This window comes from Micromonospora sp. L31, from assembly GCF_052068075.1.
GTDB lineage: Bacteria > Actinomycetota > Actinomycetes > Mycobacteriales > Micromonosporaceae > Micromonospora > Micromonospora purpureochromogenes.
Window position 1 is genome coordinate 480,838 of record NZ_JBQHDC010000006.1, and the last position, 20,827, is coordinate 501,664.

22 protein-coding genes are annotated in these 20,827 nt (G+C 75.0%); 9 read left to right on the forward strand and 13 right to left on the reverse strand.

Annotated elements, in window-relative coordinates:
* Nucleotides 1–72: 72 nt before the first annotated feature.
* The 4 genes from ACTMS9_RS19655 to ACTMS9_RS19670 form a co-directional block, all read right to left on the reverse strand.
* A complete protein-coding gene (locus ACTMS9_RS19655) occupies nt 73–885 on the reverse strand; it encodes an ABC transporter permease (RefSeq protein WP_280840654.1) in 813 nt (270 codons plus the stop codon).
* Nucleotides 882–1,853 carry an ATP-binding cassette domain-containing protein gene (locus ACTMS9_RS19660; RefSeq protein WP_357617395.1) on the reverse strand — a complete coding sequence of 324 codons (972 nt, stop codon included), beginning with the start codon at nt 1,851–1,853 and terminating at the stop codon, nt 882–884. The genes ACTMS9_RS19655 and ACTMS9_RS19660 overlap by 4 nt, the downstream gene beginning before the upstream one ends.
* 149 nt (nt 1,854–2,002) lie before the next feature.
* Nucleotides 2,003–3,625, reverse strand: coding sequence for an acetolactate synthase (locus ACTMS9_RS19665; RefSeq protein ID WP_441144701.1), 1,623 nt, complete (start codon nt 3,623–3,625; stop codon nt 2,003–2,005).
* A 123-nt stretch (nt 3,626–3,748) separates the two neighbouring features.
* Nucleotides 3,749–4,522: an enoyl-CoA hydratase-related protein gene (locus tag ACTMS9_RS19670; protein WP_210777107.1), complete on the reverse strand. Its 774-nt coding sequence runs from the start codon at nt 4,520–4,522 to the stop codon at nt 3,749–3,751.
* Nucleotides 4,523–4,619: 97 nt separating this feature from the next.
* Between ACTMS9_RS19670 and ACTMS9_RS19675 the strand changes: the two genes are divergently transcribed.
* The gene (locus ACTMS9_RS19675) at nt 4,620–5,141 is read left to right on the forward strand and encodes a DUF6232 family protein (RefSeq protein ID WP_441144705.1); all 522 of its coding nucleotides are present in this window, start codon (nt 4,620–4,622) and stop codon (nt 5,139–5,141) included.
* Here the strand turns inward: ACTMS9_RS19675 and ACTMS9_RS19680 are convergent.
* The gene (locus ACTMS9_RS19680) at nt 5,087–5,254 is read right to left on the reverse strand and encodes a hypothetical protein (protein ID WP_441144707.1); all 168 of its coding nucleotides are present in this window, start codon (nt 5,252–5,254) and stop codon (nt 5,087–5,089) included. The genes ACTMS9_RS19675 and ACTMS9_RS19680 overlap by 55 nt on opposite strands.
* A 561-nt stretch (nt 5,255–5,815) precedes the next feature.
* On the opposite strand from ACTMS9_RS19680, the gene ACTMS9_RS19685 reads away from it, so the two are divergent.
* Nucleotides 5,816–6,298: a DUF6232 family protein gene (locus ACTMS9_RS19685; RefSeq protein WP_154943292.1), complete on the forward strand. Its 483-nt coding sequence runs from the start codon at nt 5,816–5,818 to the stop codon at nt 6,296–6,298.
* A 164-nt stretch (nt 6,299–6,462) separates the two neighbouring features.
* On the opposite strand, the gene ACTMS9_RS19690 is transcribed toward ACTMS9_RS19685, so the two are convergent.
* Complete coding sequence (locus ACTMS9_RS19690; RefSeq protein WP_441165640.1) at nt 6,463–7,968, reverse strand: alpha/beta hydrolase; 1,506 nt, start codon at nt 7,966–7,968, stop codon at nt 6,463–6,465.
* 112 nt (nt 7,969–8,080) lie between these two features.
* On the opposite strand from ACTMS9_RS19690, the gene ACTMS9_RS19695 reads away from it, so the two are divergent.
* Nucleotides 8,081–8,851: a hypothetical protein gene (locus tag ACTMS9_RS19695; RefSeq protein WP_441144712.1), complete on the forward strand. Its 771-nt coding sequence runs from the start codon at nt 8,081–8,083 to the stop codon at nt 8,849–8,851.
* Between the two features lie 111 nt (nt 8,852–8,962).
* On the opposite strand, the gene ACTMS9_RS19700 is transcribed toward ACTMS9_RS19695, so the two are convergent.
* On the reverse strand, nt 8,963–9,421 hold the full coding sequence (locus ACTMS9_RS19700; protein ID WP_441144714.1) for a rhodanese-like domain-containing protein: 459 nt from the start codon (nt 9,419–9,421) through the stop codon (nt 8,963–8,965).
* 73 nt (nt 9,422–9,494) lie between these two features.
* Between ACTMS9_RS19700 and ftrA the strand changes: the two genes are divergently transcribed.
* Entirely contained in the window at nt 9,495–10,454 is a 960-nt protein-coding gene (gene ftrA, locus ACTMS9_RS19705; RefSeq protein WP_441165641.1) for a transcriptional regulator FtrA, read from the forward strand.
* Between the two features lie 35 nt (nt 10,455–10,489).
* Here ftrA and ACTMS9_RS19710 read toward each other — a convergent pair whose 3' ends face one another.
* Together ACTMS9_RS19710 and ACTMS9_RS19715 are read right to left on the reverse strand one after the other, a co-directional pair.
* Nucleotides 10,490–11,392, reverse strand: a complete 903-nt coding sequence (locus ACTMS9_RS19710) for a ribokinase (protein ID WP_441165642.1) — start codon at nt 11,390–11,392, stop codon at nt 10,490–10,492.
* 72 nt (nt 11,393–11,464) lie between these two features.
* Complete coding sequence (locus tag ACTMS9_RS19715; protein WP_357615232.1) at nt 11,465–12,364, reverse strand: ABC transporter ATP-binding protein; 900 nt, start codon at nt 12,362–12,364, stop codon at nt 11,465–11,467.
* A 75-nt stretch (nt 12,365–12,439) separates the two neighbouring features.
* Here ACTMS9_RS19715 and ACTMS9_RS19720 point away from each other — a divergent pair, with 75 nt between their 5' ends.
* Both ACTMS9_RS19720 and ACTMS9_RS19725 read left to right on the forward strand, forming a co-directional pair.
* Complete coding sequence (locus tag ACTMS9_RS19720; protein ID WP_441165643.1) at nt 12,440–13,459, forward strand: ATP-binding cassette domain-containing protein; 1,020 nt, start codon at nt 12,440–12,442, stop codon at nt 13,457–13,459.
* Nucleotides 13,456–14,469: an ABC transporter permease subunit gene (locus tag ACTMS9_RS19725; protein ID WP_441165644.1), complete on the forward strand. Its 1,014-nt coding sequence runs from the start codon at nt 13,456–13,458 to the stop codon at nt 14,467–14,469. Before ACTMS9_RS19720 ends, ACTMS9_RS19725 begins: the two co-directional genes overlap by 4 nt.
* A gap of 136 nt (nt 14,470–14,605) precedes the next feature.
* Here the strand turns inward: ACTMS9_RS19725 and ACTMS9_RS19730 are convergent, their stop codons facing one another.
* The gene (locus ACTMS9_RS19730; protein WP_441144724.1) at nt 14,606–15,781 is read right to left on the reverse strand and encodes an ROK family transcriptional regulator; all 1,176 of its coding nucleotides are present in this window, start codon (nt 15,779–15,781) and stop codon (nt 14,606–14,608) included.
* Nucleotides 15,782–15,934: 153 nt separating this feature from the next.
* Between ACTMS9_RS19730 and ACTMS9_RS19735 the strand changes: the two genes are divergently transcribed.
* A complete protein-coding gene (locus ACTMS9_RS19735) occupies nt 15,935–17,392 on the forward strand; it encodes a glycoside hydrolase family 3 protein (RefSeq protein WP_441165645.1) in 1,458 nt (485 codons plus the stop codon).
* A 42-nt stretch (nt 17,393–17,434) separates the two neighbouring features.
* On the opposite strand, the gene ACTMS9_RS19740 is transcribed toward ACTMS9_RS19735, so the two are convergent.
* A complete protein-coding gene (locus ACTMS9_RS19740; protein ID WP_441165646.1) occupies nt 17,435–17,827 on the reverse strand; it encodes an STAS domain-containing protein in 393 nt (130 codons plus the stop codon).
* A gap of 334 nt (nt 17,828–18,161) precedes the next feature.
* Nucleotides 18,162–18,824 carry a GNAT family N-acetyltransferase gene (locus tag ACTMS9_RS19745; protein WP_441165647.1) on the reverse strand — a complete coding sequence of 221 codons (663 nt, stop codon included), beginning with the start codon at nt 18,822–18,824 and terminating at the stop codon, nt 18,162–18,164.
* Nucleotides 18,825–19,045: 221 nt separating this feature from the next.
* Here ACTMS9_RS19745 and ACTMS9_RS19750 point away from each other — a divergent pair, with 221 nt between their 5' ends.
* Nucleotides 19,046–19,246, forward strand: a complete 201-nt coding sequence (locus ACTMS9_RS19750) for a DNA repair protein (RefSeq protein ID WP_154943277.1) — start codon at nt 19,046–19,048, stop codon at nt 19,244–19,246.
* Nucleotides 19,247–19,359: 113 nt separating this feature from the next.
* Nucleotides 19,360–19,881: a hypothetical protein gene (locus ACTMS9_RS19755; RefSeq protein ID WP_441144732.1), complete on the forward strand. Its 522-nt coding sequence runs from the start codon at nt 19,360–19,362 to the stop codon at nt 19,879–19,881.
* A 187-nt stretch (nt 19,882–20,068) separates the two neighbouring features.
* Here the strand turns inward: ACTMS9_RS19755 and ACTMS9_RS19760 are convergent, their stop codons facing one another.
* Nucleotides 20,069–20,788 carry a Clp protease N-terminal domain-containing protein gene (locus tag ACTMS9_RS19760; RefSeq protein WP_441165648.1) on the reverse strand — a complete coding sequence of 240 codons (720 nt, stop codon included), beginning with the start codon at nt 20,786–20,788 and terminating at the stop codon, nt 20,069–20,071.
* Nucleotides 20,789–20,827: the final 39 nt, after the last annotated feature.

Below are 20,827 nucleotides of genomic sequence, written 5' to 3' on the forward strand. Positions count from 1 at the left end.
GCAGCGGCCCGGACGCCCGGAGGGAGAACGGTCCGGACGCCCGGAGGGAGACGGCCGGGGAGGCCGTCCGGGTCACACCCGACGCTTGAGGGCGCGCAGCGACAGCGGAGCGAAGAGCACCGCGATGCCGGCGCCCCAGAGCAGGGTCTGCAGCACCGGGCCGGCCACCGGGCCGCTGACCAGCAGCCCCCGCAGCGCGTCGGCGACGACGGTGACCGGGTTGACCTCGACCCAGTTCTGCAACCAGCCGGGCATCCGGTCGGTGGGCACGAAGATGTTGCTGGTGAAGGTGAGCGGGAAGATCACCATGAAGCCGAAGATCTGCACCTTCTCCGGCTCGCTGACCAGCACCCCGACCAGCACCGAGATCCAGGACGCGGCCAGGGTGAACGCCAGCAGCAGGGCGAACGCGGCCAGCACGCCGAGGGCACCGTTGCCGACCCGGAAGCCGAGGATCATCCCGACGCCGAGCAGCAACGCGATCGACCAGGCCTGCTTGACCGTGTCGGCGAGGATCCGGCCGGCCAGCGGCGCCCAGCGGGCGATCGGCAGCGCCCGGAGCCGGTCGAAGACCCCCTTGGTCAGGTCGTTGTTCAACCCGAACCCGGTGGTCATGGTGGCGAAGAGCGCGTTCTGCACCATGATGCCGGGCAGCATGAAGGTCAGGTACTCGCCGGACGAGCCGGCGATGGCGGTGCCGAAGACGTAGGTGAAGAGCAGCACGAACATCACCGGCTGGATGCTCAGGTCGAGCAGCTCCATCGGGTTGTGCTTGATCTGCACCAGGCTGCGCCAGGCCAGGGTGAGGGTGTGCCGCAGGCCGGCGCCGACGCCGAGCCGGCGGGCCGGGGCGAGCGACGGCGCGGGCGCGGTGACGGCGGTCATGCCGGGGTCCCTTCGAGTACGTCGGTGGAGGCGTCCTGCTCGGCCCGGTGGCCGGTGAGGGAGAGGAAGACCTCGTCCAGGCTGGAACCGCGCAGGGCCAGCTCCGCCACCTGGATCTCGGCGGCGTCGAGCCGGCGGACCACCGCGGGCAGCACGTCCGGGTCGTTCACCGGCACGGTGACGGTGGTCTGGGCGACCTCCGGCGTCGCCCGGGCCACCTCGCCGGCGATGGCCCGCACGGTCGGCAGGTCGGCCGGGTCGACCGGGCGCACGGTGAGCACCTGCCCGCCGGTCTTCGCCTTCAGCTCCTCGGGAGTGCCCTGGGCGATGACCCGGCCGTGGTCGACCACCGCGATCTGGCCGGCGAGCTGGTCGGCCTCCTCCAGGTACTGCGTGGTGAGCAGCACGGTCACCCCGTCGGCGACCAGGGTGCGCACGATGTCCCACAGCTCGTTGCGGCTGCGCGGGTCCAGCCCGGTGGTCGGCTCGTCGAGGAAGAGCACCTGCGGCCGCCCGACCAGGCTGGCCGCCAGGTCCAGCCGACGGCGCATGCCGCCGGAGTAGGTCTTGGCCGCCCGGCCGGCGGCGTCGGTGAGCTGGAAGTCGGCGAGCAGCTCCGCGGCGCGGGCCCGCGCCTGGGCCCGCCCGAGCCCGAGCAGCCGGCCGATGAGCAGCAGGTTCTCGGTGCCGGTGAGGGTCTCGTCGACCGAGGCGTACTGGCCGGTCAGACCGATCAGCTGGCGCACCCGGTGGGCGTCGCGGCCGACGTCGTACCCGCCGACCGTGGCGTGCCCCTCGTCCGGGGCGAGCAGGGTGGCGAGCACCCGTACCGCGGTGGTCTTTCCGGCGCCGTTGGGGCCGAGCAACCCGAATACCGTCCCCGTGGGAACTTCCAGGTCGACCCCGGCGAGGGCGGTGGTGGCGCCGAAGCGGCGCACCAGCCCCTCGGCGCGGATCGCGTATGTCATCAGAACTCCGATCGTTATCGCTGGTCGCCCAACGATGCGCGAGGGGTCTGACGTTACGACGACGGCCGCTGACATTCCGCCGATTTAGCTGCTGACAGAACGTGACCGCCGCCGCCGGTCACCCGGCTGCGGCGGTCACGGCGTCGTGGTCAGGCCAGGTTCGACGAGCGCGGGTACGCGTCCGTCGGGTCGGTGAGCACGTTGACCAGGTACGGCACCCCGGCGTCGAAGGCGCGGGCCAGGGCCGGCCCGAGGTCGGCCGGCTTGGCCACCGTCTCGCCGGCCCCGCCGAGCGCCTCGACCACCTTGTCGTAGCGCAGCTCCGGCTGGAGGTCGGCGGCGACGTCGTAGCCGTACATGGCCCGCATCGGGTGCTTCTCCAGCCCCCAGATGCCGTTGTTGCCGACCACGATGACCACCGGCAGCCGCTGCCGGACCAGGGACTCCACGTCCATCAGCGAGAAGCCGGCGGCGCCGTCGCCCATCAGCACGCAGATCTGCCGGTCCGGGTGGCTGACCCGGGCGCCCATCGCGTAGCCCATGCCGGTGCCGAGGCACCCGTACGGGCCGGGGTCGAGCCAGGTGCCCGGCTGGGCCGGCTCCAGGTAGCGGCCGGCGTACGAGACGAAGTCGCCGCCGTCGCCGATGGTGATCGCGTCGGAAGCCAGCACCCGACGCAGCTCGCCGTAGACCCGGGCCGGCCGGATCGGGTCGGTGTCGGCGGCCATCTCCTCGGCGTCGCGGGCCTTCGCGGCGTCCTCGGCCGTACGCAGCTGGGCGACCCAGTCGGCGTGGTCGACCCGGTCACCGGTCTGCCCGGCCAGCGCGGAGAGGATCAGCCGCAGGTCGCCGGCGGGGCTGGCGGCGGGCTGGACGTGCCCGGCCCGCTGGCTGGGGGCGTCGACGATGTGCACCACCGCCGCGTCGCCGAAGTCGCCGAAGCTGAGCCGGAAGTCCAGCGGGGTGCCGATGACGACGACCACGTCGGCGCCCTTCAGGGCGACCCGGCGGGCCTTGGCGAAGGCGAGCGGGTGCTCCGGCGGCAGCGCCCCGCGCCCCATGCCGTTGGTGAAGACCGGCACCCCGAGCGCCTCGGCGGCCTCGCGGAGGGCGGCGACCGCGTCGCCGGCGTACACGTCGGAGCCGGCGATGAACACCGGGCGCTGCGCGCCCGCGATCAGCCGGCCGGCGCGGGCCACCTCGTCCGGGTCCGGCTCGACCGGCGCGACGGCGACCGGCGCGGGCAGCTCGGCGTCACCGACGCTGAAGACCGCCTCCAGCGGGAAGTCCAGGAAGGCCGGCCCCCGGTGCGGGGTGAGCGCGCTGGTCAGGGCGGCGGTGACCGCGCGCGGGATGTCGTCGGTGCGGAACACCGTCTCGGCGTGCTTGGTGACCGGGGCGACCAGCGGCAGGTGGTCCATCTCCTGGAGGCTGCCCGAGCCCCAGCGGAACTGCGGCGCCCGCCCGCCCAGCACCAGCACCGGCGAGGCGTTGAAGAACGCGCTGGTCAGGCCGGAGACGCCGTTGGTGACGCCGGGGCCGGCGGTGAGCACGGCCAGGCCGGGACGGCGGTTGAGCTTGGCCACCGCCTCGGCGGCGAAGACCGCCGACTGCTCGTGCCGCACGTCGTAGATCGGGAACCCGTGCTTGTGGGCGGCGTCGTAGAGCGGGAAGACGTGCCCGCCGGAGAGGGTGAACATCTCCCGTACGCCGTTGGCGCGCAGCGCCGCCAGCGCGAGCTCCCCGCCGTGGCCCTCGACCCGTTCCGTCATCGCCGCTCCCCTCGTCCACATGACCGGTGTCACACGCTACTGGCCGGTACGGAGGATGTGAACACTTCTCGGTTCACCTGGCGGGCCGACGACCACCCGCGGGGTCGCCGGCCCGGGCGACGGTCAGCGGCCGGTGAAGTCCGGCTTGCGCTTCGCCACGAAGGCGGCCATGCCCTCGCGCCGGTCGTCGGTGGCGAAGAGCGCCGCGAAGAGCTGGCTCTCCCAGGCCAGACCGGAGTTGAGGTCCATGTCCAGGCCGCCGTCGACGGCGAGCTTCGCCGCGCGCAGCGCCTGCACCGGGCCGGTCAGGTACGGCGTCACCAACTCGACGGCCGTGTCGTAGACCTGCGCGGCCGGGGCGACCCGGTCGGCCAGGCCGATCCGCAGCGCCTCCTGGGCGTCCACCATCCGGCCGGACATGATCAGGTCCTTGGCGCGGGCCGGGCCGACCAGGCGAGCCAGCCGCTGGGTGCCGCCGGCGCCGGGGATGATGCCGAGCTTGATCTCCGGCTGGCCGAGCTTGGCGTCCTCGGCCACCACCCGCCAGTCGCAGGCCAGGGCCAGCTCGCAGCCGCCGCCGAGGGCGTACCCGGTGATCGCGGCGACCACCGGCTTGGGGATCCGGGCGATCGCGCCGAGGGCGCTGGACAGGTCCGCGGCGCGCTCCGCCATGTCCACGTAGGACATGTCGGCCATCTCCTTGATGTCCGCGCCGGCGGCGAAGACCTTCTCCCCGCCGTACACGATGACGGCGCGGACGCCGGCGTCGGCGGTGGCCGCCGCGGCCGCGGCGCGCAACTCCTCCTGCACCTGGGTGTTGAGCGCGTTCATCGGCGGCCGCTCCAGCCGGATGGTGCCGATGCCGTCCCTGGTCTCCAGCCGCACGAACTCGCTCACGCTGCCCTCACTTCCTCGTCGAAGTAGCGTGCCAACCTTACGGCCCGGTCGTTGGGGTACGTAGGCTGGTGTCAGCCCCGCCACCGGGAGTACCGCCATGATCACGTACTACGACGACAGGTCGGTGCAGGTCACCTCCACCGCGATCCGGGTGGACGGGCGGACCTTCCCGCTCGCCGAGATCGGCATGGTCTGGCACCAGCGGGGCAGCCGTTCGTGGCGGGTGCTCGTCGGGCGCGGCGCCCTGGGCGCGGCCCTGGCCGGCCCCCTGGTCGCCGCCGTGCTGGGCGTGGCGCTGGCCGTCTGGCTGCACCGCTCGCTCACCGTCACCGTCGCCATCGTGGGCGCCTCGGTGCTGGTCGGGCTCGCCGTCGGCCCGCTCGCCGACTTCCTCTTCGAACACCTCGACCGCTCGTACGCCCGGGGCAGCCGGCAGTGGGAGATGTGGGCCCGCTGGCGGGGCCGGCCGGTGCTGCTGCTGCGCACCGGTGACGCGCTGCGCTTCGGCCAGGTCTACCGGGCGGTGCAGCGGGCGATGGAGAGCCGCCGCCCGATCCCCGGCGCTCAGAACTCGATCGGCCCGTCGGGCACCATCTCCAGCCCCCGCAGCAGGCCGTAGAGGTCCTGCTCGCCCCAGAACTGCACGATCCGGCCGCCGGCCAACCGGTACATCTTGCAGGCGCTCTGCACGGCCGTGGCGCCGGTGGCGTCCCGCCGGTAGGTCTGCGCCATCGAGACGACCACCCGGTCGCCCGCCGCGACGCCGTCCGGTCCCCCGGTCCGCGCACCCGGCGGGCGAGCCCGGTGGCGGGGTCTGCGCCGGTGGCGCTGGTCCGTGCTGACGGCCCGGTGCCGGGAGCTGTGGCGGCAGCATGTGGTCCCCGACGCTGTAGAGCTGATGTCGTAGACGACTCAGCCGCAGTGGCGCGCCTCCACTGCGGACCGTGAACCGTCCCCGAGCCTCGCCCGCCACTGCCCCTGCGCCACCGGCCCGGGCCACCGGTGGAACCACATGGGTGTCACCGGCGCCTCTTGACACCCATGACGTTCCACTCGTCGACGTCGAGCCACCCGTCGTGCATCGCACGAAGGCCGGAGTCGCCACCGCGCAGGCACGGCTCGACGCCGACGCACGCCGGGCATGGCCGGCCGGTTGGGTGAGTCGTTGACGACATCAGCTCCACAGCGTCCAGCAGCGCACCCCGGACCCCGGGCGGACGCGCGGACCGGAGGGGCGACCGGCTGCCGGAACGACGGGGGTGGGTCCTGTCCACGGATGGTTAGGGTCTAGTGATGACGCTCTATTACCGGGACGACACCGTCCAGGTGACCTCGGAGTCGATCCGGGCCGGTGGGCAGGCGGTCCGGATCGCCGACGTGACGTACGTCTGGCACGCGCGGGGAGCGACGACGCTGGCCGTCCGGGGGCGGGTGCTGGGCCGGGGTGTCCTCGTGCTGCTGCTCTCGCTGCCACCACTGGTGGCGCTGGTCTGCGTGGTCTCGCTGGCCTGGTCGGCGCAGGACCGGGGCAACTGGAAGCTGGCACTGGTCATCCTCGCCGGTTGCGCGGTCGGCGCGCTGGCCCTGACCCCGTTCCTGGAGCTGCCGCTGAGTTGGCTGGACCGCTCCTACGAGCGCGGCAACCGGGTGCACGAGCTGTGGGTGCAGCACCACGGGCAGGAGGTGATGCTGGTGCGCACCCCGGACGCGTTACGGTTCGGGCAGATCTACCGGGCCGTGCAGCGCGCCGTCGAGCACCAGGGAGAGCACCGATGACCACCCGTCGTGGCGAGGCTGCCGCCTACGGCCGGCTGCCGTTGCAGGCGCCGCTGATCTGGTGGGCACTGCGGGTGGCCCGCACCCGGCCATGACGACCGGCGGTCTCACCGGCGGGCGCTGCGCCCTTGCCGGCACGGGCCGGATCCCGTACCGGCGACCTCTCAACTCAGCGGCAGGGTGGTGGCAATCGGCCAGGCCAGCAGCGCCGCACCGACCAGGGCCGGCAGCCACCGGGGCGCGCCGGCCCGGCGCAGCACCGCCGCCCAGGCCGCCTGCCAGCCGACCAGCACCGCGAAGAGCGGCACCACCAGCAGCACGAACCCGGGCGCCAGCCCCACCACGGCCGAGGCGGTCAGGGCCAGCACGGCGATCCCGCCGACGGCTGCGTACCGCCAGCTCCGCCCGGCCGTCGCCAGCTCCGCGCCGGTGAGGAAGACCAGGCAGGCGGCGGCCACCACGGGCAGCAGCCACCACCGGTCGCCCACCGGCAGCGCCGAGGTGAACCCGAGGTGGATCGGCACGGCGACGGAGGTCACCGCGTACCCGGTGAGCAGGACGGCGGCGAGCGCGGACCGGGCCGGCGCGCGGCGGGCGACCGGCGCGGTCGCCGGGACCGGGGTCGAGGTGGCGGCGGGCAGCGGCCACCACCGCGCGGCGGCGGCCAGCAGCACGCCGGTCACCAGCAGGAAACCGGTGACGTGACCGCCGACCGCGAGCGGAAGCCGGGTGGTCGGCGCCAGCGCGCCGGCCAGCGCACCGAGGCCGGCGGCGGACGCCGCCACCGCCAGCACCGCGGGGGTCGGGGCGGCCGGCCAGGACTGCCGGGGCCGGCGGCCGAGCAGCAGGGTCGCCAGCGGGACGAAGCCGAGCCCGAAGCCGAGCAGCAGCAACCCGGCCGGCGCCAGCCGCGCGAGGGGTCGCGGCGGCTCTCCGTCGCCACCCACCCATGCCGCGACCTCGTCATGGGTACGACCGGCGAAGAGCACCGAGATGTGCTCGACGCCGGGTACGACCACCAGCCGCCGCCCGACGCCCCGGCGGGACGTCGCCTCGGCGGTGTCGCGGAAGGCGGGGAACTCCGCGCCGCCGACGATCAGCAGCAGCCCGTCCGGCCGGCCGTCGGGCAGGTCGTCGGAGTCGGGCAGCGAGATCGCGACGGTGCGGGCGATGTCCGGGTGGCCGGCGGCGTAGCGGGTGACCGCGCCGGCGCCCATCGAGTGTCCGATCAGGACGATCCGCGCCGGGTCGACGTCCGGCCGGGTACGCAGGTACGCGACGGCGACGGACAGGTCGCGCTCCAGGGTGGCGCGGGAGTCGGCGGCGTCCCGCCCGGCGCCGGGCAGCCGGGCCGGGTTGGCGCCGTGCCCGGCGACGTCGACCAGCAGCGCGACCGCGCCCTGCCGGGCCACCGTGTCGGCGATCGGGCGCATCAGCCGGGCCGAGCCGGCGAACCCGTGGGCGATCACCACGCCGGGTCGGCGGCCCGCCACGCCGGTGGCCCGCACCTCGGTCAGCGGCACCCCGTCGACGGTCGCCCGTCGGGTGCTCAGCCCCGCGTCGGCCCGGGCCAGCCCGTACCCGCCGAACGCCAGGGCGAGCACGGCGAGGACCGCGAGGACCGCGACCCGGCGGGCGGCCGGCGTGGCGCCGAGGGGGCGGACCGACATGCCGGGCACCCTATCGCCCGGGCGGGCGGGCCGGTGCCCGCGACGCCCGGCCGGGCAGTGACCGGGACCGCGCCGTCGGGCGCGGGTGGCCGGGCCGACGCACACTGGTCACATGGCTATCCCCCTCCCCCGGCCCACCGCGGTCGTCGGCCTCACCCGCACCGCCCTCGACCAGGCGTTCGGCTCGGCCGCCTCGTTCGCCGCCGTGCCGGCCCGCGCGTTCGCGGTGCTCGACGGCGTGGAGGCGCTGCTGGCCCGGATCAACGGGGTGGTGGACCGGATCGAGGGCACCCTGGACCGGACCGACCGGGTGCTCACCGACGCCGAGGCGGCGGCCCGCGAGGTCGCGGTGATCAGCGCGGCGGCGACCACCGCGATCGAGACCGCCACCGAGGTGGCCGCGGCGGCCGCCGTGGTGGTCGGCGAGGCCGAGCAGGTGTCCGGCGCGGCGGCCGTGGTGGTCGGGGAGGCCGAGCGGGTGGCCCGGGCGGCCGGCACGGTGGTCGCCGAGGCGGACGCCGTCGCCAGCCGGGCCGCCGGCACGATCGTCGCCGCCGAGCAGGCCGCCGCGACCGCGACCGGGCTGATGGCCGCGTACGAGCCGGCGCTGCGCCGGGCCGCGCCGATGGCGACCCGCTTCATCGAGCAGCTCAGCCACGAGGAGGTCACCGCGGCGATCCGGCTGGTGGACGAGCTGCCCAAGCTCAAGGAGCACCTGACCGCCGACATCCTGCCGATCCTGGCCACCCTGGACCGGGTCGGCCCGGACCTGCACGACCTGCTCGACGTCACCCGCGACCTCAAGCTCGCCGTCGCCGGCATCCCCGGCCTCGGCATGCTGCGCCGCCGGGGCGAGCGCCGCACCGACGACCCGGCCGATTGACCCGCGTGATCCACTCCGTTTGCGACGTGTCGCGGTGTCCGGCGGCGGGGAGACCGCGACACGCCGCAACCGGTGTCGATCATGACCGGGCGGGGCCGGCGCCGGGACCGGTCAGCAGTCGCAGCGGGCGGTGGCGCGCGGCGCGGTCAGGTCGTCGACCGGCCGGCGGGTCTCCCCGGTCTCGGTACGCACCGGCAGCCCCTCCCGGACCCAGTACTCGTAGCCGCCCAGCATCTCCTTGACCCGGTAGCCGAGCCGGGCGAACTCCAGCGCCGCCCGGGTGGCGCCGTTGCACCCCGGCCCCCAGCAGTAGGTGACCACCGCCGTGCCGGAGGGCACCAGCTCGGCGGCCCGAGTGGCGATCTCGGCCGTCGGCAGGTGCACCGCGCCGGGCAGGTGCCCCTGCCGCCAGGCGTCCGGCCCCCGGGAGTCGACGACCACCAGGCCGGACACCCGGGCGGTCAGGTCGGCGTGCACGTCGCTGACGTCGGTCTCGAAGGTCAGCCGGTCGAGGAAGTGGGCGGCGGCGACGGCCGGATCGGCCGGTGGCACCGAGAGCGTGTTCGACATGCCTGTAGATCCTCGGCCGGCCACCGCCACCGGCGGGAGTGGCGGGAACGACGTCCTCCGCTAACATCCCGCCATGACCCGTACGGTGGCCGTGCTGGCGTACCCGGGGATGTCGGTCTTCGAGACCGGCATCGTCACCGAGGTGTTCGGGCTGCCCCGCCCCGAGTTCGACGTCGACTGGTACGCGCTGACCGTCTGCGCGGAGCGCCCCGGTCCGGTACCGGTGGTCGGCGGCGCCGCCCTGCACACCCCGTACGGCCTCGACGTGCTGGCCCGGGCCGGGACGGTGATCGTCCCCGGCGTGCCCGACGTGACCGCCGACCCGTCACCGGAGCTGGTCACCGCGCTGCGCCGGGCGCACCGGGCCGGCGCGCGGATCATGTCGATCTGCTCCGGGGCGTTCGCGCTCGCCGGCGCCGGCCTGCTCGACGGCCGGCGGGCCACCACCCACTGGCGGTACGCCGACCTGCTGGCCCGGCGGTACCCGCGCGTCGACGTCGACCCGGACGTGCTCTATCTGGACGACGGCGACGTGCTGACCAGCGCGGGCAGCGCCGCCGGCCTGGACCTCTGCGTGCACGTCGTCCGTCGGGACTTCGGCGCGGCGATCGCCAACGCGGTGGCCCGGCGGCTGGTGATCCCGCCGCACCGCGACGGCGGGCAGGCGCAGTTCATCGAGGCGCCGGTGCCGGCCGACCCGGGCGACGACCGGATCGCCCGCAGCATGGACTGGGCGCTGGCCCACCTCGCCGAGCCGCTGACCGTGCAGCGGCTGGCCCGGCAGGCGCACATGTCCTCCCGTACCTACCTGCGGCAGTTCGCCCGGGCCGCCGGGACCAGCCCGATCCGCTGGCTGATCGACCAGCGGGTGCGGGCCAGCCTGGTGCTGCTGGAGTCGACCGGGCTGCCGGTCGCCGAGGTGGCCCGGTCGGTCGGGTTCGACAGCGCGGTCACCTACCGGCACCACTTCGGCCGGGCGATGCGGACCTCGCCGTCGGCGTACCGTCGGGCCTTCCCCCGCGACGCCGCCTGACCTGGGCGCCGTGTCGGGGACGCGGGTGGGTGGCGTCAGCCGGCCGTCGGGGCGTAGAGCGCGTCGATCTCGTCCCGCCGGGGCAGCGCCACCGAGGCGCCGAGCCGGCGTACGCAGGCCGCGCCGGCCGCCGCGGCCCAGTGCACCGCGTCCAGCACCTCCCGGCCCTCGCCCCAGGCCACCGCCAGCGCGGCGGTGAAGGCGTCACCCGCGGCGGTGGTGTCGACGACGTCCACCTCGACCGCCGGCACGTGCACGTCCGCGCCGTCCCGGTCGCCGTACCAGGCACCCTCGCCGCCCAGGGTCAGCACCGCCCGGGGCACGAGTTCCAGCAGCGCACGCGGCTCGTCCCGGCCCCGGCCGGTGAGCGCCTGCGCCTCCGGCTCGTTGACCACGAGCAGGTCCACCGCGGCCAGCAGCTCGGCCGGCACCGGCCGGGCCGGCGCGGCGTTGAGGATGACCCGGGTGCCGGCCTCCCGGGCCGCCAGCGCCGCGGCGGTCACCGTCTCGACCGGAATCTCCAGCTGCGCGACCAGCACGTCCGCCTCGCGTACGGCGTCCAGCTCGGCACCGGTGAGGCCGGTGAAGGCGGTGTTGGCGCCGGGGGTCACCAGGATGGCGTTCTCCCCGACGGCGTTGACCATGACCAGCGCCACCCCGGACGCGCCGTAGACCACCCGCAGCTGGTCGGTGTCCACGCCGGCGGCGGTGATCCGGGCACGCAAGGTGACGCCGAAGGCGTCGGAGCCGATCGCGCCGAGGAAGGCGCAGGACGCGCCGGCCCGGACCGCGGCGATCGCCTGGTTGGCACCCTTGCCGCCGGGCACCGTCACGAAGTCGCTGCCGAGCACGGTCTCGCCCGGCCGGGGCAGCGCCGGGCCGGTGCCGACGAGGTCCATGTTCGCGCTGCCCACCACGACGACCCGGGTCTGCCGCACCACGACCTCCTGCCGACCTGCACGTTGCGGCGAGTCTAGGACCAGCCGCCGGCCGGGAGCCGGGCGCCCGGCTCAGGCGGCCCGGGCGGTGTACCGCTCGCCGCGCCGCTCGACCACCAGCGGCAGACCGAAGGTCTTGGAGAGGTTGTCACCGCTGAGCGTCTCGGCGAGCAGCCCCTGGGCGACCACCCCGCCCTCACGCAGCAGCAGCGCGTGGGTGAAGCCCGGCGGGATCTCCTCGACGTGGTGGGTGACCAGGACGAGGGCGGGGGCGTCCGGGTCGTACGCCAGCTCGGCCAGCCGGGCCACCAGGTCCTCGCGCCCGCCCAGGTCGAGCCCGGCGGCCGGCTCGTCGAGGAGCAGCAGCTCGGGGTCGGTCATCAGGGCGCGGGCGATCTGCACCCGCTTGCGCTCGCCCTCGGACAGCGTCCCGTACGCCCGCTCGGCGAGATGCCCGACGCCCAGCTGCCCGAGCAGCGCGCGGGCCCGGGACTCGTCGGTGCGGTCGTAGCTCTCCCGCCACCGGCCGACCACCGACCAGGCGGCGGTGACGACCACGTCGCTGACCCGCTCCTCGGCGGGTACCCGCTCGGCGAGCGCGGCGGTGGAGAGGCCGATGCGCATCCGCAGCTCGTTGACGTCGGTGCGGCCGATCCGCTCGCCGAGCACGTGCGCGGTGCCGCTGGTCGGGTGCAGCCGGCCGGCGGCCAGGTTGAGCAGGGTGGTCTTGCCCGCGCCGTTGGGGCCGAGGACGACCCACCGCTCGTCGAGCTCGACCCGCCAGTCCACGTCGTGCAGCAGCGCGGTGCCGGAGCGCTTGACGCCGACACCGTCGAGGCTGACCACCAGATCCGCGTCCACGGGTGCGGGGGCGGCGGGGGCGCCGGCGGCGCCGGGGATCAGGTCACCAGTCACCGCTCCATCCAACCACGCAGCCTGCGGGGTGCCCCCCACGGGCGAGGCTCCGGCCATAGGGTGAGGCGCCGTGTCGTTGGTCACCACAGCCGGAGGACGTGCCATGCCCGATCGAGGTCAGGAGCAGCGCCGATGAGCGCGGTCATCGAGATCGAGGGGCTGCGCAAGACGTTCCACACCCTGCGGCAGGGGCGGCGGGTCGCGGTCGACGGCTTCGACATGCTGGTCGAGGCCGGGCAGGTGCACGGCTTCCTCGGCCCGAACGGCTCCGGCAAGACCACCACCCTGCGCGCCCTGCTGGGCCTGGTGAGCGCCGACGGCGGCCGGATGAGCGTGCTCGGCTCCCCCGCCCCGGAGAAGCTGGCCCGGGTGGCCGGCCGGGTCGGCGCGATCGTGGAGAGCCCGCAGTTCTTCGGCAACTTCACCGGTCACCGCACGCTGCGGCTGCTGGCACTGGCCGGCGGGGTGCCGACCGGCCGGGTCGACGAGGTGCTGGAGCAGGTCGGGCTGCGCGACCGGGGCAACGACCGGGTGAAGGGCTACTCGCTGGGCATGCGGCAGCGGCTGGCCGTGGCCTCCGCCCTGCTCAAGGATCCCGAGCTGCTGATCCTGGACGAGCCGGCGAACGGGCTGGACCCGGCGGGCATCCGCGAGATGCGGGACCTGATGCGGTCGCTGGCCGACGCGGGGGTGACGGTGCTGGTCTCCAGCCACATCCTGGCTGAGATCCAGCTGATCTGCGACCACGTCACGATCATCTCCCGGGGTCGCCGGGTGGCGGCGGGCCGGGTCGAGGAGGTGCTGGCCGGCTACGACCAGCACGAGTGGCGGGTACGGGTGGCGGAGCCGGGCCGAGCCGCCGACCTGCTGGGAGCGGCCGGCCTGTCGGTCACCGACCACGACGGGCTGCTGGTGGTCGCCGGCGCGGAGGACCCCGAGCTGATCGCCCGCACGCTGGGCGAGCAGGGGGTCTGGGTACGCGAGCTGACCCCGATCCGCCCCGACCTGGAGAGCGTCTTCCTGGAACTGACCGGCACCGCACCACATCCGACACTGCCGCGGCAGGTGGGCGAGGCCGCCCTGCCCGGGGAGGGACCTGACGCATCCATGATCGACGTCGACGTGACCGCCGGCCGGGGGGTGCAGGCGTGAACCTCGTCCGTGCCGAGGTGGAGCGGCTCGCCGCCCGCCGTTTCGTCCAGCTGATGCTGGTGCTGCTGGCCCTGGCCTTCGCCATCACCACGGCCACCACCCTGGTCGGGTCGCACCAACCGTCGGCCCGCGAGCTGGCCGCGGCGGAGGCGCAGCTCGCCCAGGTCATCCGGGCCATGGAGGCTAACCACGAGTACTGCCTGAAGGTCAAGGCGGGCGAGCTGCCGGTCGACGAGAACAGGTACCTGCCGGCCGACTGCAGTGAGGCCGACCCGGTGCTGCAGGACCAGCTGCCGGTGGTCGCCGACTACCTCAGCGGCGTCTTCGTCTTCGGCCAGCAGGCCGGTCCGCTGCTGTACTTCCTGATCGCGTTCCTGGTGCTCTTCGGTTTCCTGGTCGGGGCCTCGTACATCGGCGCCGACCTGAACTCCGGCGGGGTGGTCAACCTGCTGCTGTGGCGGCCGCGTCGGCTCACCGTGCTCGGCGCGAAGCTGGGCACGTTGCTCGGGGTGGTGACGCTGCTGTCGGTGGTGGCGACGGTGGTCTACCTGGGCACGTTCTGGACGATCGCGCAGGCGGCCGGGCTTCCGGGTCGGCTGGACGCGGTGTTCTGGCAGGACCTGGCCGGCCGCTACGGGCGCGGCCTGGTGCTGGTGCTGCTCGCCACCGCGCTGGGCTTCGGCATCGCCACGCTGGGCCGGCACACCTCGGCGGCGCTCGGCGCGGTGGCCGCGTACGCGGTGGTCTGGGAGCTGGGCGCACGGCTGGTGTTCGAGATCCTCGACGTGGCCCGACCGGACCAGCTGATGCTCTCCACCTACATCGCGGCCTGGCTCGCCGGCAAGGTGGAGTTCTATGACGACCAGATCTGCCGGAACGCGTCGGGCTTCGGCTTCTGCGACGGCACGTACACGATCACCTGGGCCCCGGCGCTGCTGGTGCTGCTGGCCCTCGCCGGCGCGGTGACCGCCGCCGCGTTCGCGGTCTTCCGCCGGCGCGACCTGATCTGACTGCCGCCGTGCCCGGGACGGGCGATCGCCCCGGCACGGCCCGGTCACCACCGGCCCGACCTCGGCAGGATCTTGCCGAGGCCGAGCCGGTGGTGAAGAATTCCTTCACATGACGGGTGGCGTACGGCGACGGGCGTCAGCCGACCGTCGACCCGAAGACCTCGTCCCGGACGGCGTCCAGCGCCGTGCGCAGCGCGCCGCGCAGGATCGGCTCCTCGGTCAGCCCGGTCGGCACCACCCGGGGCCGGACCAGCGTGATCGCGGCGACCTCCTGCTGCACCCGCTCGGCCAGCGCCGCCCCGCCGGCCTGCCCGACCTCGCCGGCGAGCACCACCAGCGGCGGGTCCAGCACCACGCAGGTGCTGGCCACGCCAAGGGCCAGCCGCCGGGCCAGCTCGTCGAGCATCGGGGCGCCGGCCGTACCGGCGGCGACGGCGTCGCGCACCGCGTCGGCCGCGCAGCCGGCGTCGAAGCCGTGCTCACGGGCCACCGCGTGAACCGCGTCCGCCCCGGCGAGCTGCTGGAACGCCGGCTTGGCCCGGCGGGAGACGTCGCGCGGGATCGGCACGCCGGGCACCGGCAGGTAGCCGATCTCACCGGCCGCGCCGCTGCTGCCATGGTGCAGCCGTCCGCCCAGCATGATCGCCAGACCGACGCCGGCGCCCACCCAGACCAGCACGAAGTCCGCCAGCCCCTGGGCCGCGCCGGACTGCGCCTCGGCGACGGCGGCCAGGTTGACGTCGTTCTCGAAGACCACCGGGGTGTGCAGGTCCTCGCGGAGCGCGGCGAGCAGGCCCCGGTGCCAGCGCGGCAGGTTGAAGGCGAAGGTGATGTCGCCGGTGCCCGGGTCCACCAGGCCGGGGGTGCCCAGCACCACCCGCCGCACGCTGGACAGCTCCGCGCCGGCGCTGCTCGCCGCCCGCACCACCGCGTTGTGCACCACGCCGACCGGGTCGTCGGTGTCCCGGGTGGACTGCTCCACCCGGCCGATGACGGCTCCGGTGATGTCGGCGCAGGCCGCCACCACCCGCTCCGCGCCGACGTCCACGCCGACCACGTGCGCGCTGCCCGGGCGTACCGCGTAGAGCTGGGCGTTCGGGCCCCGCCCGCCGGCCTGCTCACCGACCCGGGTGACCAGCCCGCGCTCCTCCAGCCGCTCGACCAGCTGCGAGGCGGTGACCTTGGACAGGCCGGTCAGCTCGCCGAGCCGGGCCCGGGTCAGCGGGCCCCGTTCGAGCAGCAGTTCCAGTGCCGCTCGGTCGTTGAGCGCCCGCAACAGGCGGGGTGTGCCGGGCAGCCGGGTCGCACTCATGCCACGTCCTCTGATTTCCGTAAACTTCGCCAACCGAATCGACCTGCGGGCGGGTGCCCGTAGCGTATCGGCCACCCCGTACCCGGGAACTCGGACGACCGACCGCTCCCGGTGCGACACTCGTGCCGTCCGGCACCGAAGGGGGAAAGACACGTGGGGCTGGATCCAGGACTGCGCCGGCTCGCGCTGGGCACCCTGCTCGCCGCGTACCCGGGGCCGGTGCCGCCGGAGTGGGCCGTCGACCTGGTCGCCGAGGGGCTGGCCGGGCACACCCTGTTCGGCACCAACGTCCACGATCCCGCGCAGGTGGCCGCGAGCACCCTCGCGCTGCGCGCCGGCCGGCCGGACGTGCTGATCGCCATCGACGAGGAGGGCGGCGACGTCACCCGGCTGGCGCACGCCACCGGCAGCCCGTACCCGGGCAACGCGGCGCTCGGCGCGGTCGACGACACCGCGCTCACCGGCCGGGTCTACGCGGCCATCGGCGCCGAGCTGGCCGCCCTCGGCATCACCGTCAACCTGGCCCCGACCGTCGACGTCAACACCGCCGACGAGAACCCGGTGATCGGCACCCGGTCGTTCGGCGCCGACCCGGCCCGGGTCGCCGCCCACTCCGCCGCCGCCGTCGAGGGTCTCCAGTCGGTCGGGGTCGCCGCCTGCGCCAAGCACTTCCCCGGGCACGGCGCCACCGTGGCCGACTCGCACCACGAGCTGCCCACCGTGGACGTGTCCCCGGCCCTGCTGCGCGAGCGCGACCTGCCGCCGTTCGCGGCGGTCGTCGAGGCGGGCGCCCGGGCCGTGATGACCGCCCACATCCGGGTGCCGGCGCTCACCGGGGACGGGCCGGCCACGTTCAGCCGGGCCGTCCTGGTCGACCTGCTCCGCGGCGAGTACGGCTTCACCGGCACGGTGATCACCGACGCGCTGGAGATGCAGGGCGCCGCGCTGGCCGCCGGCGGGGTCGGGCCGGCCGCCGTGCGCGCGCTGGCCGCCGGCGCGGACCTGCTCTGCATCGGCGCGAAGGTCGACGCCGCCCTGGTCGAGCACGTGGCCGGCGAGATCGTCGCGGCGATCGGCGACGGCCGGCTGGACCGCGCCCGGGTCGAGGAGGCGGCCGGCCGCACCGCCGCGCTCGCCGCCTGGACCCGGGCCGCCGGCATCCCGCCGACCATCCCCACCGACCTCGGGTACGCCGCCGCGCGCCGGGCGGTCCGCGTCGAGGGCGAGGTCGACGGGCTGGCCCGGCCGCTGGTGGTGCAGCTGCACGCCACCGCCACCATGGCCGAGGGGCGGGTGCCGTGGGGCCTGGGCCCGCACCTGGACGGCCTGGAGGAGGTACGCGTCGTCGCCACCGAGACGGATGCCGCCGCGCTGGGGCGGCTCGCCGACGGCCGGCCGATCGTGCTGGTCGGGCGGCACCTGCACCGGCTGCCCGGCGGCGCCGAGCTGGTCGACGCGCTGGCCGCCGCGTACCCGGTGACCGTGGTCGAGATGGGCTGGCCGGGGCGCTGGCGGCCGACCGGCGCGCGCGCCTTCGTCACCACCTACGGGGCGAGCCACGCCAACGGCCGGGCGGCGGCGGAGGCGCTGGGGCTGGGGCTGATCGGCTGAGACCTGGTTGCGGCGCTGCCCCCCGACAAGGGTGGCCGGTTCCTAGGCGGCGGGGGCGTCGGGGTCGACGGCGGACGGGTTCCGGTGCCGGGGCGCGAGCCCGACCAGGCTGTCGACGCCGGTGATCCGCAGCACCCGGGCCACCACCGGCTGCGGGTCGACCACCCGGAGGCTGGCGCCCCGACCGACGGCCTCGGCGGCCCCGCGCAGCAGGGCGGCGACGCCGGTCGAGTCCAGGAAGGGCACCTCGGCGAGGTCCACGACCAGCTCCACCGTGTCCGGCAGGTCGAGGGCGGCGTCCAGGGCGTCCTGCACCACGGCGGCGGTGGCGATGTCCAGGTCGCCGACGGGCCGCAGGACGATCCGCCCGCCGTCCTCGTGCCGCCTGTCCACCCGCATGTCCCGCTCCTCGCCGAGCTGCCACCGTCGCGGCACGACGATACCCGCCGGGCGGCGCGACAGCCTGGGTCGCGGTCCGCCGTCCGCTCACCCCGCACGCTCCGTCACCATCGCCGTCGACCGGGTCGACGACCCTTGCCGCAGCTCAAGTCCACTACCGGACACGCCGAAACGGTCGGTTACCTCTTGCTCACGGGCCGATCCGTACGTAGCGTCACCATCAACGGGACCGGTCGGCGGGTACGCCGGCACACGGAGGGCCTGGGGGGAAGGCTGCGGACCGTGGATTCGGCCCGGAATCCACGGTCCGCGCCCTGCCAGCACGACGCCGCGCGGCGCGGTCAGCGCGGCGCCACACCCGCGCGACCGGTCACCGGGGATAGACGCCGTACGATCGCCAGCCCCGGTCCGGGAAGCCGGCCGCCTCCGCCACCCGGGCCGAGGCGACGTTGGCCGGGTCGTGCCGGTACGTCGGGACGGCGCCCTCGTCGAGCACCCGCCGGGCGGCCTGGGCGACCAGCCGGCGGGCCAGGCCCCGGCCGCGCGCGGCCGGCGTCGTACCCACCGCCAGCTCGTGTCCGTGCGGGTCGTGTCGCTTGATCCCGACACCGGCGAGGTAGCCGCCGTCGGTGTCCCGGACCACCAGCACCTCCCGGTCGAACAGCCGCAGCCAGGGAGGGAACGCCGGGTCGGTCGGCGGGACCCAGCGCCCCACCTCGGGCAGCGGGGCCGGGTCCAGGCACCACCGGAAGACGTCGTCGGCCAGCATCCAGTCCGGTTGGCCGACGGCGGCGGGCAGCGCCGCGAGCAGCTCGGCCTCCGGCCCACGGGCCAGCGCGCGGATCGCCGCCACCCGCTCCGGCGGCACCGAGAGCACGGTGCTGCCGGCGGCCTGGACGGCGATCGCCGGTCGCAGCCGCCCGTCCCAGGACGGTCGCCCGCGCCGGCGGGAGCCGACGACGTGCAGGCCGGGGCCGGCCGGCCACTGGCCCAGCCAGGTGACCAGGTGCAGGTAGAGCCGGCGGTCGAGCACCGGACACCTCCCTCGCCCGCTCGGGTACGACCACCTCGTCGTGATCACCGTACGCCGTGCCGGCCGGGCCGACCTTCCGTTGCGCTCGACGGGGGCCGGTTGACGGCCTGGCCGCCCGGGTAGACGTACTGAGCGAGGCCGATGTCCGGGAACCCGAGACATCGATCGACCGTCATATTCATTTCCATACATGTACAACTTCTTTTGGGACGGTAATGGTCATGCCGAATCAGCCGAATGACCGGTACCAGCAGGACACCGCGAGGATCTGGCGGGCGGCCGAGGCCGCCGGGCGATTTCCGGCCCAACCGCCGTACCGGGAGGCGCGGACCGGGCGCGGGGTGAACGCCGCGCTCTCCTGGGGCGACCTCAACAGCCTTCCCGCGGGCGTCTCCTCCCGCCGGGGCCTCACCGCCCGCTGACCGCGCCGGAGAAAGCGGCGACACACCCGGGGCGTCCAGCCGGGGCTTTCGCACACCTGTCGGGTAGCGTCTTGTGGTCCGAAACTCGGCCTACGACAGGAGAAGCTCCGCGCATGGGCAAGAAGACGATCCACGTCTCCGACTTCAGTGGCACGGTACTGCAGGCCGACGACGAGGTGGTCAAGGTCGTCGTGCTGGAGCACCCTGACCTGGTGGCCGGGCCCGTGCAACTGGACGCCACCCCGATCGAGGTGGAGAGCATCGACGACGCGGCGCTGGACGTGGCGGTGGTGGAGATCCACGACCGGCACGGCGGCGGCGAGCCGCGCCGGGTGGTGCTGACCGCCAGCGAGTTCGACGCGATGGCCACCGACGTACCGATGGCCCAACTGCTGCGCACCGCCGAGCGGGTACGCCCGCCGAAGGCGCGCAAGAGCGCCGAAAAGATCGACTACGGCACCATCGAGCACGCCGGCCGGCCGCACCGCGGCCGGGTCACCGAGGAGGAGGCCCGACTGGTCCGCGAGCAGCTGGACGAGGTGAACAAGCGCCTCGCCGACGCCGGGATCCGGCAGGTCGACCCGACCGACCCCGAGCACGCCGCCCGCTACGGCTTCCCCGTCGCCGTCGCCTGACCCCGTACCCGTCGATGGCCGGGGCGTCCCCCGTGCCGCGCCCCGGCCACCGACGGACCGTCACCGCCCCCGCGCCGGCCGCGCGCGCCGGCCGTGCGCGCCGGCGGAGATGGTCCACCTGGGACTCTGCCGACATCCGGAGGGCGGGAACTCCCCGGTGCGGGGGACATTGCGTCCCCCGCGAGGGTCACCGGTACAGCGCCAGGGTGGCCATGATCCGTTCCTCGACACCGTCCTTGCCCAGTCCCAGCCCGGAGAGCACGCCCGAGCCGTCCTCCAGCTCCAGCAGGGCGAGCAGGATGTGCTCGGTGCCGATGTAGTTGTGCCCGAGGCGCAGCGCCTCCCGGAAGGTCAGTTCGAGGGCCTTCTTGCCCTGCGCGTCGTAGGGGATCAGGTCGGGCACCTGGTCGGCGGGGGGCGGGAGCGCCGCCGTCGCCGCCTGCCGCACGGCGTCCAGCGATACGCCCTCGTCGACGATCGCCTTGGCGGCCAGCGCGTCCGGCTCGGCCAGCAGCCCCAGCACCAGGTGCTCGGCGCGGATCTCCGCGTGCCCGGTGGCCCGGGCCTCGTTCTGCGAGGCCATCACGACGTTGCGGGCCCGCGGGGTGAAGCGGCCGAAGCCGGCGCTCGGGTCGAGGGCGGCGGCCGCGTCGACCTTCGCGGCGGAGCGCTTCTGGGCGGCCTGCTTGCTGACCCCCATGCTCTTGCCGATTTCGGTCCACGAGGCACCGGAGCGCCGGGCCTGGTCCACGAAGTGGCCGATCAGGTGGTCGGCCAGCTCGTCCAGGTGGTCGGCCGCGATGACCGCGTCGCTGAGCTGGTCGAGCGCGTCGGGATGGGCCTTCTTGATGGCCCGGATGAGGTCGTCGAGGCGTACCGGGTTCGTCATCTGGATGGGATCCGTCATGCGTCAACCATAGGTTGACGACCCTCGTGCGTCAACCAC